At 72.7% G+C, this 15,912-nt stretch carries 13 protein-coding genes; 4 read left to right on the plus strand and 9 right to left on the minus strand.

Annotation, left to right across the window (positions count from 1 at the left end; genetic code table 11):
* A partial coding sequence (locus QQZ14_RS06925) for a pyruvate carboxylase (RefSeq protein WP_284533499.1) occupies window positions 1–2,525 on the plus strand: 2,525 nt, incomplete at its 5' end.
* A gap of 6 nt (window positions 2,526–2,531) precedes the next feature.
* Here QQZ14_RS06925 and QQZ14_RS06930 read toward each other — a convergent pair.
* Window positions 2,532–3,056 carry a helix-turn-helix domain-containing protein gene (locus QQZ14_RS06930; protein WP_284533500.1) on the minus strand — a complete coding sequence of 175 codons (525 nt, stop codon included), beginning with the start codon at window positions 3,054–3,056 and terminating at the stop codon, window positions 2,532–2,534.
* Window positions 3,057–3,116: 60 nt separating this feature from the next.
* On the opposite strand from QQZ14_RS06930, the gene QQZ14_RS06935 reads away from it, so the two are divergent.
* Window positions 3,117–4,292, plus strand: a complete 1,176-nt coding sequence (locus QQZ14_RS06935; protein ID WP_284533501.1) for a benzoate/H(+) symporter BenE family transporter — start codon at window positions 3,117–3,119, stop codon at window positions 4,290–4,292.
* Here QQZ14_RS06935 and QQZ14_RS06940 read toward each other — a convergent pair.
* On the minus strand, window positions 4,276–4,896 hold the full coding sequence (locus tag QQZ14_RS06940; protein ID WP_284533502.1) for a TetR/AcrR family transcriptional regulator: 621 nt from the start codon (window positions 4,894–4,896) through the stop codon (window positions 4,276–4,278). The two genes, QQZ14_RS06935 and QQZ14_RS06940, sit on opposite strands and share 17 nt — an antisense overlap.
* Window positions 4,897–5,018: 122 nt before the next feature.
* Between QQZ14_RS06940 and QQZ14_RS06945 the strand changes: the two genes are divergently transcribed.
* Complete coding sequence (locus tag QQZ14_RS06945; RefSeq protein WP_284533503.1) at window positions 5,019–5,756, plus strand: SDR family oxidoreductase; 738 nt, start codon at window positions 5,019–5,021, stop codon at window positions 5,754–5,756.
* On the opposite strand, the gene QQZ14_RS06950 is transcribed toward QQZ14_RS06945, so the two are convergent.
* The 7 genes from QQZ14_RS06950 to lpdA form a co-directional block, all read right to left on the minus strand.
* A complete protein-coding gene (locus QQZ14_RS06950; RefSeq protein ID WP_284533504.1) occupies window positions 5,747–6,463 on the minus strand; it encodes a response regulator in 717 nt (238 codons plus the stop codon). The two genes, QQZ14_RS06945 and QQZ14_RS06950, sit on opposite strands and share 10 nt — an antisense overlap.
* Window positions 6,460–7,710 (minus strand): sensor histidine kinase, encoded by a 1,251-nt coding sequence (locus tag QQZ14_RS06955; RefSeq protein WP_284533505.1) that lies wholly within the window; start codon window positions 7,708–7,710, stop codon window positions 6,460–6,462. Before QQZ14_RS06955 ends, QQZ14_RS06950 begins: the two co-directional genes overlap by 4 nt.
* Window positions 7,711–7,722: 12 nt before the next feature.
* Window positions 7,723–9,951, minus strand: coding sequence for an MMPL family transporter (locus QQZ14_RS06960; RefSeq protein ID WP_284533506.1), 2,229 nt, complete (start codon window positions 9,949–9,951; stop codon window positions 7,723–7,725).
* Window positions 9,952–10,139: 188 nt separating this feature from the next.
* A complete protein-coding gene (locus QQZ14_RS06965) occupies window positions 10,140–11,327 on the minus strand; it encodes a SpoIID/LytB domain-containing protein (protein ID WP_284533507.1) in 1,188 nt (395 codons plus the stop codon).
* A gap of 97 nt (window positions 11,328–11,424) precedes the next feature.
* Window positions 11,425–12,561 (minus strand): SpoIID/LytB domain-containing protein, encoded by a 1,137-nt coding sequence (locus QQZ14_RS06970; protein ID WP_284533508.1) that lies wholly within the window; start codon window positions 12,559–12,561, stop codon window positions 11,425–11,427.
* A gap of 33 nt (window positions 12,562–12,594) precedes the next feature.
* Window positions 12,595–13,992, minus strand: a complete 1,398-nt coding sequence (locus tag QQZ14_RS06975) for an NAD(P)H-quinone dehydrogenase (protein WP_284533509.1) — start codon at window positions 13,990–13,992, stop codon at window positions 12,595–12,597.
* On the minus strand, window positions 13,992–15,386 hold the full coding sequence (gene lpdA / locus QQZ14_RS06980) for a dihydrolipoyl dehydrogenase (protein WP_284533510.1): 1,395 nt from the start codon (window positions 15,384–15,386) through the stop codon (window positions 13,992–13,994). The genes QQZ14_RS06975 and lpdA overlap by 1 nt, the downstream gene beginning before the upstream one ends.
* A gap of 18 nt (window positions 15,387–15,404) precedes the next feature.
* Here lpdA and QQZ14_RS06985 point away from each other — a divergent pair, with 18 nt between their 5' ends.
* Window positions 15,405–15,899 carry a gamma-glutamylcyclotransferase gene (locus tag QQZ14_RS06985; protein WP_284533511.1) on the plus strand — a complete coding sequence of 165 codons (495 nt, stop codon included), beginning with the start codon at window positions 15,405–15,407 and terminating at the stop codon, window positions 15,897–15,899.
* Window positions 15,900–15,912: the final 13 nt, after the last annotated feature.

Consider the following 15,912-nt stretch of genomic DNA (forward strand, 5'->3'; position numbering starts at 1 on the left):
AGATGAACCCGCGCATCCAGGTCGAGCACACCGTGACCGAGGAGGTCACCGACGTCGACCTCGTGCAGTCCCAGCTGCGGATCGCGTCGGGCGAGACGCTCGCCGACCTCGGGCTCTCGCAGGAGACCGTCACCCTGCGCGGCGCCGCGCTGCAGTGCCGGATCACCACCGAGGACCCGGCCAACAACTTCCGGCCCGACACCGGCGTGATCACGACGTACCGCTCCCCCGGCGGCGGCGGCGTCCGACTCGACGGCGGCACGGTCTACACCGGCGCCGAGGTGTCGGCGCACTTCGACTCGATGCTCGCCAAGCTCACCTGTCGGGCCCGCACCTTCGACAAGGCCGTCGAGAAGGCCCGCCGGGCGGTCGCGGAGTTTCGGATCCGCGGCGTCTCCACGAACATCCCGTTCCTGCAGGCCGTGCTGGCCGACCCCGACTTCGCGTCGGGACACGTGACGACGTCGTTCATCGAGACCCACCCGCACCTCATGCGGGCGCGCGGAACGGGCGACCGCGGCAGCAAGCTGCTGAGCTACCTCGCCGACGTGACCGTCAACCAGCCCTACGGCAAGGCGCCGGTGAGCATCGACCCGGCGACCAAGCTGCCCGAGGTCAACCTCGAGGTCCCCGCACCCGACGGCAGCCGCCAGCTGCTGCTCGAGGTCGGGCCCGAGGAGTTCGCCCGCCGCCTGCGCGCGCAGAAGCAGGTCGCGGTCACCGACACCACGTTCCGCGACGCCCACCAGAGCCTGCTCGCCACGCGGGTCCGCACCCGCGACCTGCTCGCGGTCGCGGGCCACGTCGCGCGCACCACCCCGCAGCTGTGGTCGGTCGAGGCCTGGGGCGGCGCGACGTACGACGTCGCCCTGCGCTTCCTGGCCGAGGACCCGTGGGAGCGGCTGGCGGCGCTGCGCCAGGCGGTGCCGAACATCTGCCTGCAGATGCTGCTGCGGGGGCGCAACACCGTCGGCTACACGCCGTACCCCGCCGACGTCACGCAGGCGTTCGTCGAGGAAGCCGCGGCGACCGGCATCGACGTGTTCCGCATCTTCGACGCGCTCAACGACGTCGAGCAGATGCGGCCCGCGATCGAGGCGGTGCGCTCGACCGGCACCGCGGTCGCCGAGGTCGCGCTCTGCTACACCGGCGACCTCTCCGACCCCGACGAGACGCTGTACACGCTCGACTACTACCTCGGCCTCGCCGACCGGATCGTCGACGCCGGCGCGCACGTGCTCGCGATCAAGGACATGGCCGGGCTGCTGCGGGTGCCGGCCGCACGCACGCTGGTGACGGCGCTGCGCGAGCGGTTCGACCTGCCCGTGCACCTGCACACGCACGACACCCCCGGCGGCCAGCTCGCCACGCTGCTCGCGGCGATCGACGCCGGCGTCGACGCCGTCGACGCGGCCACCGCGTCGATGGCCGGCACCACCTCGCAGCCGCCGCTGTCGGCCCTGGTCTCGGCCACCGACCACGGGCCGCGCGACACCGGACTGTCGCTCGCGTCGGTCTGCGCGCTCGAGCCCTACTGGGAGGCGACCCGCCGGGTCTACGCGCCGTTCGAGTCGGGCCTGCCCTCCCCCACCGGCCGCGTCTACCGGCACGAGATCCCGGGCGGCCAGCTCTCCAACCTGCGCCAGCAGGCGATCGCGCTGGGCCTCGGGGAGAAGTTCGAGCAGATCGAGGACATGTACGCCGCGGCCAACGACATCCTCGGCAACATCGTCAAGGTCACCCCGTCCTCGAAGGTCGTCGGCGACCTCGCGCTGCACCTGGTGGCGGCGGGCGCCGACCCGGCCGAGTTCGCCGAGGACCCCGGCAAGTTCGACATCCCCGACTCCGTCATCGGCTTCCTCAGCGGCGAGCTCGGCGACCCCCCGGGCGGCTGGCCCGAGCCGTTCCGCACCAAGGCACTGGCCGGCCGCACCCACAAGCCACCGGTCGAGGAGCTCACCGACGAGCAGCGCGAGGGGCTTGCGGGCACGAGCGACACGCGCCGCCGTACGCTCAACGAGCTGCTGTTCCCCGGGCCGACCAAGGAGTTCACCGAATCGCGCAACCGGTACGGCGACACCTCGGTGCTGCCGACCCTCGACTACCTCTACGGGTTGCGGCGCGGCGAGGAGCACGAGGTCGAGATCGAGGAGGGCAAGACGCTGATCCTCGGCGTCCAGGCGGTGACCGACCCCGACGAGCGCGGCTTCCGCACCGTGATGACCACGATCAACGGCCAGCTCCGGCCGATGAGCGTCCGCGACCGCAGCGTGGCGGCGGAGGTGGCCGCGGCCGAGAAGGCCGACACCTCCAAGCCGGGTAACGTCGCCGCGCCGTTCCAGGGCGTCGTCACGATCGTCGTCGAGGAGGGCCGGCAGGTCGCCGCCGGCGACACCGTGGCCACGATCGAGGCGATGAAGATGGAGGCCGCGATCACCGCACCGGTGGCCGGCACGGTCGAGCGGCTCGCGCTGTCCGGCACGCAGGCCGTCGAGGGCGGCGACCTGGTGCTGGTGCTCGGCTGAGGCGGATCAGGTCGGCGTCACGATCACGTTGATCGCGCGCAGCGGGCCGTCGCCGGTGGCCGTGTAGCGGTGCGGGACGTCGGCCGGCCAGGCGGCATGGCCGCCGGGCGGCACGTCGAGCCGGGTGCCGGCGTACTCCACCCGGCAGCTGCCGGAGAGCACGAGCAGCTGCTCGACCGCGCCGGACGCGTGCGCGGGCGAGCTGCGGGTGACGCCGGGCGCGACCCGGAGCAGGTAGACCTCGGCCGTCGACGTCTCGTCACGCTCGGTGTGCAGGAGCACCCCTTCGAAGCCTCCGTCGGATGCGACCGCGCCGGCGCTGAAGTCGAGCAGGGCGGCGAGCGGTACGCCGAGCGGCCCGGCCACGGCGTACAGCGTGTCCAGCGTGGGGTTGCGGCGGCCGGACTCCAGCTCGGAGAGCGAGCCCTTGCCGATGCCGGCCGCCGCGGCCAGCGCGGTCAGCGTCAGGCCGCGCTGGTGCCGCAGCGCCCGGACCCGGGCCCCGGCGGCAGCTCCCGGCTCGCTCGACATGGCCACCTCCGCTACGGTTGCGTTCTGTTTACAGAACCCCCTGGTGACGGAGTCTGCCCGATGACGACAACCACGACAACCGCGCGTGACCACACCCCGGTGGTCGCCGGGATCGTGACGGCGGTCGTCGGGTCCAGCAGCTCGTTCGTCGTGGTGCTCACCGGGCTGGCCGCCGTGGGAGCGTCCGCGGCCGAGGCGGCGTCCGGCCTGCTCTCCCTGCTCGTCACCCAGGCGCTCGGCATGCTCTGGCTCAGCGTCCGGCACCGCCGGCCGATCACCCTCGCCTGGTCGACCCCCGGCGCCGCGCTGCTCGTCAGCACCGGCACCGTCGAGGGCGGCTGGCCGGCGGCCATCGGGGCGTTCGTGGTGACGGCGGGGCTGATCCTGCTCACCGGCCTGGTCCCCGCGTTGGGCGAGCTGATCTCGCGCATCCCGGTCTCGCTCGCGCGGGCGATGCTCGCCGGTGTGCTGCTGCCGATCTGCCTCGCCCCCGTCACCGGGATCGCGGACTCGCCGTACCTCGTCGGCCCGGTGGTGCTGGCCTGGCTGCTCATGCACCCGGTGTCGCGACGCTGGGCGGTGCCGGTCTCGCTGCTGGTCGCGCTGGTCGTGGTCGTCGTCGAGGCGGGGTCGTCGGTCGCCGCCGGCGACCTGGTGCCGACCGTCGCCTGGACCACGCCGGCGTGGACCCTGCCGGCCGTGGTCAGCATCGCGGTGCCGCTGTTCGTGGTCACGATGGCGTCGCAGAACGTCCCCGGCGTCGCGATCACCGCGAGCTTCGGCTACGAGGTGCCGTGGCGCGAGACGATGACGGTCACCGGTCTCGGCACCCTGGCCGGTGCCCCCTTCGGTGGGCACGCGATCAACCTCGCGGCGATCACGGCCGCCCTCGCCGCCGGTCCCGCGGCGGGCGCGGACCGCTCCCGCCGCTGGATCGCCTGCGCGAGCGCGGCGGTCACCTACCTGGTGCTCGCGCTCGGATCCGCAGCGCTGGCCGCCCTGGTCGCCGCCGGCCCCGGCGACGTGATCCAGGCGGCCGCCGGCCTCGCGCTCCTCGGCACGCTGGGCGCGGCCCTCTCCGGAGCGCTCGCCGACGAGGACGGCCGCGAGGCCGCGGTGGTGTGCTTCCTGGTCGCCGCGTCGGGGATCACCGTGCTCGGGGTCGGAGCGGCGTTCTGGGCGCTGCTCGCCGGCCTCGTCCTGCGTCCGGTCCTCGAGCTCACGCCCCGACGGTGACCGCAGGGTCCGCGGTCGCCGCGGCGAGCAGGCGCACGGCCGCACCGGCCGCCCGTGCGACCGCGGCCGGCGAGCGGAGCCGACGGCTCGAGAGCGAGACGTCGCGCAGCTGCGCGTAGCCGTGGGCGACTGCGAAGACCTGCTCGAGCAGCACGATCGCGCCGTCGGCACTCCCGGCGATCTCCCGCGCGACGGGGAGGACGCAGTCCATCACTCGCCGTCCCGCCCCGGCGAGCTCCGCGTCCCGGAGGGTGCGCAGCTCGGCGAGGTAGACCAGGTCGAGACCGGCGCCGCGCTCGAGGTAGAAGAGCGTGTACGCCTCGGCACACGCGGCGAGCGCCTCGGCCGGCGCGCTCCGCCGCCCACCTCCCCCGGCCCTTTCCAGCCGGTCCGCGAGTGCACGAGCCGTGTCGACGGCCGTGGCGAGCAGCAACGCCTGGCGGCCCGCGAAGTGGCGGTACGGCGCGGCCGGACTGACCCCCGCGCGCCGGGCGGCGTCCGCCATCGACACCGATGCGACCCCGCCTTCAGCCACGGCCTCGAGGGCGGCCTCCACGAGGGCCTCACGGAGACGACCGTGGTGGTAGGCGCCCTTGGGGCTCATCGAGACTCCGGTGATCGACGACGGATGTGACGACACTCTAACTTTGACTGGATGTAATTGGTCTCTTACATTGAAAGTAAGAGGTCACTTACATCGGTGGCCGTGGCGGGACGGATGACGAGATGACCGGCATCGAAGGCAAGGTGGTGGCCATCACCGGCGCCAGCAGCGGTATCGGCAGGGCGGTCGCGACACTGCTCGCGGAGCGCGGGGCGCACGTCGTGCTCGGCGCCCGTGGGCAGGAGCGGCTCGAGGCGATCACGCGCGACATCCGGGACGCGGGCGGCTCCGCGACCTGCCGCGTCACCGACGTGACCCGCCGCGAGGACCTCGTCGGCCTGGTCGAGACCGCTCGCTCGGAGTTCGGCCGGCTGGACGTGCTCGTCAGCAACGCAGGCGTCATGCCGGTGTCACCCCTCGACGACCTGCGCGTCGACGACTGGGACCTGATGGTCGACGTCCACGTGAAGGGCCTGCTCCACGGCATCGCGGCTGCCCTGCCGGTCTTCCGCGCGCAGGGCGGCGGCCACTTCGTCACCACCGCGTCGACGGCGGGCCTCAAGATCGTCCCGACGATGGCGGTGTACGCCGGCACCAAGTTCGCCGTCCGCGCGATCTGCGAGGGCCTGCGGCAGGAGGCGGGCCCCGATCTGCGGGTGACCCTGGTGACGCCGGGGCTGACCGCCACCGAGCACACCCTCGGCATGGGTGACGACGAGGCCCGCGCCCGGTTCGGCGCGACGGTGGCGGAGCTGGCGTTGCCCGCCGACGCGGTCGCCGCGGCGATGGCCTACGCCATCGAGCAGCCCGCGACGGTGGACGTCAACGAGGTCGTCATCCGACCGACTTCTCAGGGGTGAGGGCTCCCCCACGCTACCGGGGCCTGCTCGGACCCGCCGTCGGAGGCGGCGCGGACCAGGCCCGTCTGGTAGGCGATGACGACGAGCTGTGCGCGGTCGCGCGCCTGCAGCTTGGTCATCGCCCGCTGCACGTGGGCGCGGACGGTGAACGGGCTGAGGAACACCCGCTCCGCGATCTCGGCGTTGGACAGGCCGGTCGCCACCAGGGCGACCATCTCGCGCTCGCGGGGTGTGAGCACGTCGAGCTCCGCGGGACGGTGCGGCGGGGAGTCGTCGGGTGCGGCCAGGAAGCGCTCGACGAGGGACCGGGTGGCGGCCGGCGAGAGCAGGGTCTCGCCGGCGGCGATCGTGCGCACGGCGTCGAGCAAGTCGTCGGCCCCGATGCCCTTGCTGACGAAGCCGCCGGCCCCCGCACGCAGGGCCCGGGCGACGTGCTCGTCGGTCTCGTAGGTGGTGAGGACCAGGATGCGGGTGCCCTCCAGCTCGGGGTCCGCGCAGATCTGCTCGGTGGCGGTGAGCCCGTCGACCTCGGGCATCCGGATGTCCATGACCACCACGTCCGGGCGCAGCTCGCGCACCAGCCGGACCGCCTCGCGGCCGTCCCCGGCCTCGCCGACGACGGTGAGGTCGTCGGCGGTCTCGAGGAGGGTCCGGAAGGCCTGCCGCAGCAGGGCCTGGTCGTCGGCGAGCAGCAGGCGCAGCGTCACCGGCTCGCCCCCGCTGCTCCGTCTCCGGCCCGTACGCCGCCAGACCTGGGCGTCGCGTCCTTGACGGGCGGCAGCGGCAGGTAGACGGTCACGAGGAACCCGCCCTCGGGTCGGTTGCTCGCGCGGAGGTCTCCCCCGACCGCGGCGGCGCGTTCGCGCATCCCGATCAGCCCATAGCCACCGGCACCCCCGGAGCCGAGCGAAGCGGCACCGGCACCCCTTCCGTCGTCAGCGACCGAGATCGTCATGCGCTCGCTGCCCCAGACGAGACCCACCTCCGCACGACCGGTACCCGAGTGCTTCGTGACGTTGGTCAGTGCCTCCTGGACGATGCGGTAGGCCGTGAGGTCCACTCCGGGCGGCAGCGGCCGGACCGCGCCCTCCTGGCGCAGTGTCACCTCCAGTCCCGCGCGGCGGAAGGACTCCAGCAGCGTGGGGAGCCGGGACAGCTCCGGCGCCGGCTCGACGGGCGAGTCGGCGTCCCCGGACTGGCGCAGCAGTCCCACCGTGGCGCGCAGGTCGTCGAGCGCGTCCCGGGTGGTGTCGACGAGCTCGTCCAGGCTCTCGCGGGCGCGCTCCGGACGGTCGTCGAAGAGGCGGGCGGCGACCATCGCCTGCGCGTTGGCCAGCGTGATCTGGTGGGCCACCAGGTCGTGCAGCTCCCGGGCGATGCGGACCCGCTCCTCGCCCACCCGGCGCCGCGCCTCGCTCTCGCGCGTCTCCTCGGCGCGTTGGGCTCGCTCCTCCACGGCCGCGAGGTAGGCGCGCCGGTTCTGCGTCGAGCGACCGAGCACGCCGGCGACCAGCGGGAACGCCGCCACGACCCCCAGCCGGGCCGCGTCCCGCCAGGACAGGTTCCCGAACACGGCGGTCGAGGCCACCAGCAGGCCGGCCGACACGAGCAGCGCGGTCGCCGTCGTACGCCACTCGGCACGGACGGCCAGTGAGTACGCCGCGATGACGGCAGGGGCGACGATCAGCGGGGTGAGCAGGAGGTCCAGCGGGGCGACCGACATGCCGGCGGCCGTCGTCGCGGCGACGGCGACCAGTGGTGCGCGGTGCCGCACCGGCAGCACGGCGCAGGACAGCGTGGCGATCGCGTAGGCCGACGCAGGTGGCCAGGACAGCGAGTCGTCGAGCCGCAGGGCGCCACCGAAGAGGCAGAGGACCAACGCCGTCGCCAGGATCGCAGCCTCCCGCCACCACGTGCTCCTTGGTCGCGGGAGGGCGCCACCCGTGCTCGTCATGGTCGGCCGCTGCTAGCCGACCGGTTGCCGCGGGTCCGCGGCGTCCTGGTCGGTCGCCGCGGACGGGAGGGTCCGGCTCAGCGCCTCGCCCTCGACATCGACGTTGGGCAGCACACGCTGCAGGATACGAGGCAGCCACCAGGCACGCTCGCCGAGCAGCGCCATGACCGCCGGCGCGAGCGCCATCCGGACCACGAACGCGTCGAACGCGACCGCCGAGGCGAGGCCGACGCCCATCGTCTGGATGGTCGACATGTGGATCCCGATGAACCCGGCGAACACGCTGGTCATGATGACCGCCGCGGCGGCCACGACCCGCCCGCTGTGCCGGAAGCCCGCGACGATCGCCTCCTCCGGCGATGCCCCGTGCACGTGCGCCTCCCGCATCCGGGTGAAGAGGAAGACCTCGTAGTCCATGGCGAGCCCGAACACGATGCCGATGACCAGGATCGGCATCAGTGACATCACGGGTCCGGTCTGCTCGATGCCGATCAGGTCCGCGCCCCAGCCCCACTGGAAGACCGCGACCAGGACACCGAACGCCGCACCCACCGACAGCAGGAAACCGAGCGCTGCCTTGATCGGCACGAGGATCGAGCGGAACACGACCATCAGCAGCAGCACGGCCAGGCCGATCACCAGCGCGAGGTACGGGAGGAGTGCGTCGGACATAGCGTCGGAGATGTCGATGTTGAGCGCGGTCTTGCCGGTGACCGAGATGTCGGCCCCGGTCGCGGCCTCGATGTCGGCTGCAGCGCGCCGGAGGTCGCCGACGAGGTTCTTGGTCTCGGCCGTGTGCGGCGCGGTCGACGGGACCGCGGTGATGATCGCGGTGTCCCCTGCCTCGTTGAGGACGGGGTCGCCGACCGAGGTGACGCCGTCGACGCCGTTCAGGGTCCCGACGACCCGATCCGTGGCGGCCCGGGGATCCGCCGCGTCGGCCAGGTCCACGACCACGGTCAAGGGGCCGTTGAAGCCGGGGCCGAACCCCTCCGAGAGCAGGTCGTAGGCGCGGCGCTGGGTGGTCTCCACCGACTTCGACTCGTCACCCGGCAGCCCGAGCTCGAGGCCGAGCGCCGGGAGCGCCGCCGCGCCGAGGCCGAGACCGGCGACCAGCAGGACCGCGATCGGCCTGCGCAGCACGAATCGTGCCCAGCGCGTACCGAGTCCGGTCCGGCCGGTCGGCGCGGGCACGGGATGCGGCTCCTGCGCTCCCGACCTGGCGGCGCGCCGGGCCGAGCGGGAGAGGACCCGGTCCCCGAGGAAGCCGAACAGGGCAGGGACCAGGGTGAGGGCGACGAGCACGGCGACGGCCACGGCGCCGGCACCGCCCAGGCCCATCTTTGTGAGCTCGGGGATCCCGACGACCCCCAGGCCGGCGAGGGCGATGACGACGGTCGTGCCGGCGAACACCACGGCGGACCCGGCCGTGCCCACCGCTCGGCCGGCAGCCTCCTCGGGATCGTCGCCCCGGGTGCGTTCGTCGCGGAAGCGGGAGGTGATGAAGAGCGCGTAGTCGATGCCGACCGCCAGGCCCAGCATCAGCGCCAGGATCGCGACCGTCGACGTCAGGCCGAGCGGATCGGCCAGCGCGGCGATCACGCCGAACGTGATCCCCACCCCGAGGAACGCGGTCACCAGCGGCAGGCCCGCCGCGACGAGCGATCCCAGGGTGAGGACCAGCACGACCGCGGCGACGGCCACGCCGACCAGTTCCGTCGTACCTCCCAACTCGGCCTCGGCCTCCAGGGCCGAACCGCCGATCTCCACCGACAGGCCCGCCGCCCGGGCCCGGTCCGCGGCGTCCTCGAGCGCGCTCTTCGACAACTCGGTCAGGTCGACGGCGTCGGCGGTGTAGGTGATCGTCGCGTAGGTGATCGTGCCGTCCTCGCTGACGGTGCCCTCGTCGAACGGGTCGCTCACCGCCGCCACCTGGTCACCGCCACTCAGCGCCTGGAGCGCGTCCTCGACGGCCCTCTCGTTGGCGCCGGCCGTCACCCGCTGCCCGTCGGGCGCCTCGAACACCAGGCGCGCGTCGGCGCCCTGGGCGTTGCTCTGGGGGAACCGTTCGTCGAGCAGGTCGAAGGCCTGCTGCGACTCCGTGCCCGGCATGGAGAGGTCCTCGTCCTGCGCGGACGGCGCGACGGCCGCCGCCACGCCGGCCAGCACCACGGCGATCAGCCAGAGACCTGCGACGAGCCGGCGCCTGCGGAAGGCCCACCGTCCGATCCCGTAGAGCATGGTTGCGACGATCGATCACTCCAGACGTCAGAGATTGAGGGGATCCGCGAGATCTCGCGTGCCCTCAACACTCGCGGCCGACGACCGGCACGGCATCGTCCCTGGCAACCGTCTTCCGACTGGTGCGCCTGGGCCAGCGGACGCGGAGCTAGTGCGTCCGCACTACAGATCGGCCCGGCGAGGGCCGGTCATCGGGCGGCGACCTTGAAGGTCAACCAGGTGGAGCGCAGGCCGAGCACGGCACGGAAGGTGTCGCCTGAGACGACGACCCGTCCCGCGGTGCCGCGCAGGGCGATCGAGCGGACCCGGCCGCCCCAGTCGCCGTTGCCGTCCCGGGCGGTCACCGCGATGCGGGTGAGGTTGCCGACGGCGGGCCAGGCCCGCTCGAGCCGGCTGTCGTCGGTCGCCGTCGTCCAGGTGTGCACGGGGTTGCCCGACCAGCCGTCGTACGGGTCGACCTTCGCGGGGAGGTAGGGCACCGAGCCGGCCGACGTCCAGCCGCCGTTGCTCGACCCGAACTGCGTGAACGCCGGCTGCCCGTCGCTGGTGAGGATCGTCCCGGCGGTGGCGTCCACGGCACGGTTGGAGGCGGGGTACTCCGCGTCGACGCCGCCGTAGACCTGGCAGGACCAGGTGTCGCAGAGCTGGTAGGCCGACGACTGCGGGTGGCGGCGCTCGTACGACGCGTACGTGCGCGCCGCGACCGCCTGGGCCCGGACCGCCTCGGTGCTCCACGAGGCGGGGATCTCCAGCGGCACGACGCCCTTGAGGTAGCTCTCGAGGGCGAGTGCGTTCACCGTCACCCGATCCCCCGACGCGGTGACCCCGACGCGCAGCCGGCCACGGTAGGACCGCTCGCCGCTCGGTGTCAGGAGCGTGATCGGCTCGCCGGCGGCGTAGAACTCACCCTGGCCCTCGAGCACCTTCCAGGCGTGCCAGCGGCGGTCGCGGTAGGAGACCCGGTTGACGCCGTCACGCCCGACCGCGACCCGCCAGCGCTGCGCGCCGTTCTCGGGCAGCGCGAGGCGTCCCTCGACCGCGGTGTCGCGCACGGTCAGACCGGGACGCGCGGCCACGACCAGGTCGTCGGAGGTGTCCGCGGTCAACAGCACGGTGACCAGGCCCTTGCTGGTCCCCCACTCCGTGCCGGGGTAGTAGAACTCCGCGATCTGCCGGTGGGTCAGCCCCTGGCGGGCGGCCCCTTCGGCACCGTACTGCGACATGCCGTGCCCGTGCCCGTAGCCGTGCCCCTTGACCGTGATCGTCGCGCTCGCGGGCACCCGCCAGACGTCCTGGTCGGCCGCGGTCGCCGGACCCGTGGTCGTCAGGACGGCCGCGACGAGCGCAGCCGCCGACAGGCTGGAGACGGCGCGCATGGGTGACCTCTGAGACGACTGGGACGGGTGGGAACCCCAATCGCATCACGGGTCACAGGGCCCTGCAACGCGATCGCCCGAACTACAGATCTGTAGTTCAGGAGACGGTGAACATCGTCGAGCGCAGGCCGAGGAAGCGGGCGAAGGCGCTGCCGGTGGTGACCTGGGTGCGCAGGGTGCCGGTGACCGTCACCTCGGTGACGTGTCCCTGGTGCACGCCGTCGTCGTCACGCTCGGTCACCTCGACCGAGACCAGGTCGCCCAGGCCGGTCCAGTGCCGGGTGATCTCCTCGCCGGTGAACGTCCGGGTGCGCGGGTCGTCCGGCATCCCGCGGTCGAACTCGTCCCACTCCGCCACCAGGTAGGGGAAGTCGCCGGCGGTCGAGTAGCCGCCGTTGCTGGCGGAGAACTGCGCGAAGATCGGCTCGCCCTCGTAGGTGAGCACCTGACCGGCGGTCGCCGCCACCGCAGCGTTGGAGCCGGGGTGTTCGGCGCCGGCGCCGGCGTACACCTGGCAGGCGGCGGTGTCGCAGAGGTCGTACTCCCGGCTCGGCGAGACGTTGCCGCGCTCGAAGACCGCGTAGGTGCGCGCCGCGACCGCCTGCGCCTTCACGGCCTCCCCGGGCCACTCGGCCGGCACCTCCCGCGGCACCACGCCGCGCAGGTAGGCCTCGAGGGCGACGGTGTTGACGACGCCGGAGGAGGTGAGGCGCAGCGCGCCGCGGTACGTCGACGCCCCGAGCAGGGTCATCGGCCGGCTCGAGACGAACTCCACGCTGCCGGGCCGGGTCTTCCACACGTGCCAGGACCCGGTCCGGTACGAGAGCTCCGAGCGCCCGGCGGACGGCTTGATCCGCCACCGCTTGACGACCTTGCCGTCGCGCTTGACCGGGAGCTTCCAGGTCCGGCCGGTCCCGACGTGGCGCGCCTTGAGCCCCGACCGCGCGAGGACGACGAGGCTCTTCTTGGGTGCCGCGGTGAGCAGCACCCGGATCGAGCCGCCGGCCGACCCCCACGCGGTGCCCGGGTAGTAGTGCTCGACGATCTGGCGGTAGTCCTGCCCGGCGTTGGCGCGGTTGCGGGCGCCGTACTGCGACAGGCCCTTGCCGTGGCCGTTGCCCGTCGTAGCGATCGTGACGCTGGCGGGTTCACGCTGGACCGGCTCGGCGTGCGCCGGCGTGGCGGGCAGGGCGAGCGCGGCAGCGGTGAGCAGGACGGCGAGCCGTCGGATCATGAGTTCCCCCGAGAGTTGGGTCGCCGGATGTGGCTAGATGCGATGCAGTCGGCGAGCGGCCTCGGCGATCGAGCCGCTCATGGACGGGTACACCGTAAACGCCTGGGCCAACTGGTCGGCCGTCAGCGACTCGGCCACCGCGACCGAGACCGGGTGGATCAGCTCGCTGGCGCGAGGGCCGACCACCACTCCCCCAACGACGATGCCGGTGCCGGGCCGGCACAGCAGCTTGACGAAGCCGTCGCGCACGCCCTGCATCTTCGCGCGCGGGTTTCCCGAGAGCGGCAGCATCACGATCTCGGCCTGCATCTCGCCGGCCTCGACCGACTGCTGGGACCAGCCGACGGTGGCGATCTCGGGGGCCGTGAAGACGTTGGAGGAGACCTTCTTGAGGTCCAGCGGCTGGACCGCGTCGCCCAGGAAGTGCCACATCGCGATCCGGCCCTGCATCGCGGCCACGCTGGCGAGCATCAACACGCCGGTGCAGTCGCCGGCGGCGTACACACCGCGCGCCGACGTACGGGACACGCGGTCCACGTTGACGAAGCCGCCGTCCTTGAGCCCGACGCCGGCCTCCTCGAGGCCCATGTCGCCGGTGTTGGGCACCGAGCCCAGCGCGAGGATGCAGTGCGAGCCCTCGACGGTGCGGCCGTCGGTCAGCGTGACCGTGACCCGGTCGCCGTCGCGGGTCACCGACTCCATGCGCGACCGCGAGAGCACGTTCATGCCGCGGCGGGTGAGGACGTCCTCGAGGACCTTGGCGGCGTCGGCGTCCTCGCCGGGCAGCACCCGGTCGCGGGAGGAGACCAGCGTGACCGGGATGCCGAGGTTGAGGTAGGCGCTGGCGAACTCCGCACCGGTGACGCCCGAGCCCACCACGATCAGGTCGGTCGGCACCTCGGTGAGGTCGTAGACCTGCTCCCAGGTGAGGATCCGCTCGCCGTCGGGCTGGGCGGTCGGCAGCGTGCGGGGCGCGGCGCCGGTCGCCACCAGAACGGCGTCGGCGGGCAGCTCCTCCTCGGAGCCGTCGGGCAGCTGGGCGACCACCCGGTCGGGCGCGGCGAGGCGGCCGCGGCCCTTCAGGATCGTCACGCCGTCGCGCGCGAGCCGGCGCCCGATGTCGGCGGACTGGTCGGCGGCGAGCTGCTTGACGCGGGCGTTGACCCTCGCGAGGTCGACCCGGATCGAGGTGGCCGCGTCGCCCTCGGCGTCATGGAAGTTCACGCCGAGCTCGGCCGCGTCCGCCAGGTCGCTCATCACCTCGGCGGTGGCGATCAGCGTCTTGCTGGGCACGCAGTCGGTGAGGACCGCGGAGCCACCGACGCCGTCGGTGTCGACGATCGTGACCTCCGCACCGAGCTGGGCGGCGACGTGGGCGGCCTCGTAGCCGCCGGGGCCACCGCCGATGATGACGACGCGTTCGCTGGCCATTACAGGTTGATCATGTGGCCGGCGATACCCTCGACGGCCTCCTTCATGGCCTCCGACAGCGTCGGGTGGGCGAAGATGTTGCGGGCCACCTCGTCGGCGGTGAGGTCCCACTGCTGGGCCAGCGTCAGCGCCGGCAGCAGCTCGGTGACCTCGGGGCCGATCATGTGGGCGCCGATGATCTCGTTGTACGTCGCGTCCGCGACGATCTTCACGAACCCGACGCCCTCGGCCATCCCGCGCGCCTTGCCGTTGGCGCTGAACGGGAACATCGCCGTCTTGACGTCGTACCCCTTCTCCTTGGCCTGCGCCTCGGAGTAGCCGAACGACGCGATCTGCGGCTGGCAGAACGTCGCCCGCGGGATCATGTCGAAGTTGATCTCCTGGGTCTCGGCGCCCGCGATCGTCTCGGCGGCGACCACACCCATCGCCTCGGCGGTGTGGGCGAGCATCAGCTTGCCGGTGACGTCGCCGATCGCGTAGACGTTCTCGACGTTGGTGCGGCCGCGCGCGTCGACCTCGATCGCACCGCGGTCGCTGACCTTAACGCCGGCGTTCTCGAGGCCGAAGCCGTCGATCCGCGGGGCGAACCCGAACGCCGCCAGCATCTTGTCGGCCTCGAGGACCTGGCTGTCGCCGCCGGAGGCGGGGCTGACCGTGACGCGGACGCCGGAGCCGGTGTCCTCGACCTGGTCGACCTTGGTGGAGAGCAGCACCTTCACGCCGAGCTTCTTGTACTGCTTGAGCAGCTCCTTGGAGACGTCGGCGTCCTCGGTGGGGACCATCCGGTCGAGGAACTCCACGATCGTCACGTCGACGCCGAAGTTGGTGAGGACGTAGGCGAACTCGACGCCGATCGCGCCGGAGCCGCCGATGATGATCGAGCCCGGCAGCTGGTCGGTGAGGATCTGCTCCTCGTAGGTCACGACGTTCTGGCTCACGCTCATGCCCGGCAGCATCCGGACCTTCGCGCCGGTCGCGATGATCAGGTTGTCGCAGGTGTAGGTCTGCTTGTTGCCGTCCTTGTCGACCTCGACCTCGGTCGGGGACTTGATCGTCCCCCAGCCGTCGAGCTCGGTGATCTTGTTCTTCTTCATCAGGTAGTGCACGCCCTTGGCGCTGGCCTCGGCGACGCCGCGGCTGCGCTTGTGGGTCGTGCCGAAGTCCATGGTCGCGTCGCCGCTGATCCCGAAGGTGTCCTTCTCCTTCGTGAGGATGTGGGCGATCTCGGCGTTGCGCAGCAGCGCCTTCGAAGGGATGCACCCGACGTTGAGGCACACGCCTCCCCAGTACTTCTCCTCGATGACGGCGACGGACTGGCCCAGCTGGGCGGCGCGGATCGCGGCGACGTACCCACCGGGGCCGGCACCGAGGACGAGGACGTTGAAGTGGGTCACGGTCGCCAGCCTACTGAGGTGAGCGAGGTCACCCGCCAGCCGCTCTACTACTCTTCAGCCGTGACGCTCTACGCCGCCTACGGGACCAACCTCGATCCCGCACGGATGAGCGATCGGTGCCCGCACTCGCCGCTGTCGACGACGGGCTGGCTCCAGGGCTGGCGGCTCACGTTCGGCGGCGAGGAGCACGGCTGGGACGGCGCGCTCTCCACGATCGTGGAGGACCCGATCGAGCAGGTCTTCGTCGCGGTCTACGACATCACCCGCGAGGACGAGGCCGCCCTGGACGGCTGGGAGGCGGCCGACCTCGGGCTCTACCGCAAGACCCGGGTCCGCGTCGCCACCATGACCGGCGAGCTCGTCGTGTGGACCTACGTGCTGGACGCCTACGAGGGCGGCCTGCCCTCCGCGTCGTACCTCGGCGTCCTCGCCGACGCCGCCGAGGCCGCCGACGCCCCCGCCGACTACGTCGCCCGCCTCCGCAACCGGCCCTGCCGGTCGATCGGCCAGTAGTCGGGCCGAGCGG

This window comes from Nocardioides sp. T2.26MG-1 (assembly GCF_950101795.1).
Lineage (GTDB): Bacteria > Actinomycetota > Actinomycetes > Propionibacteriales > Nocardioidaceae > Nocardioides.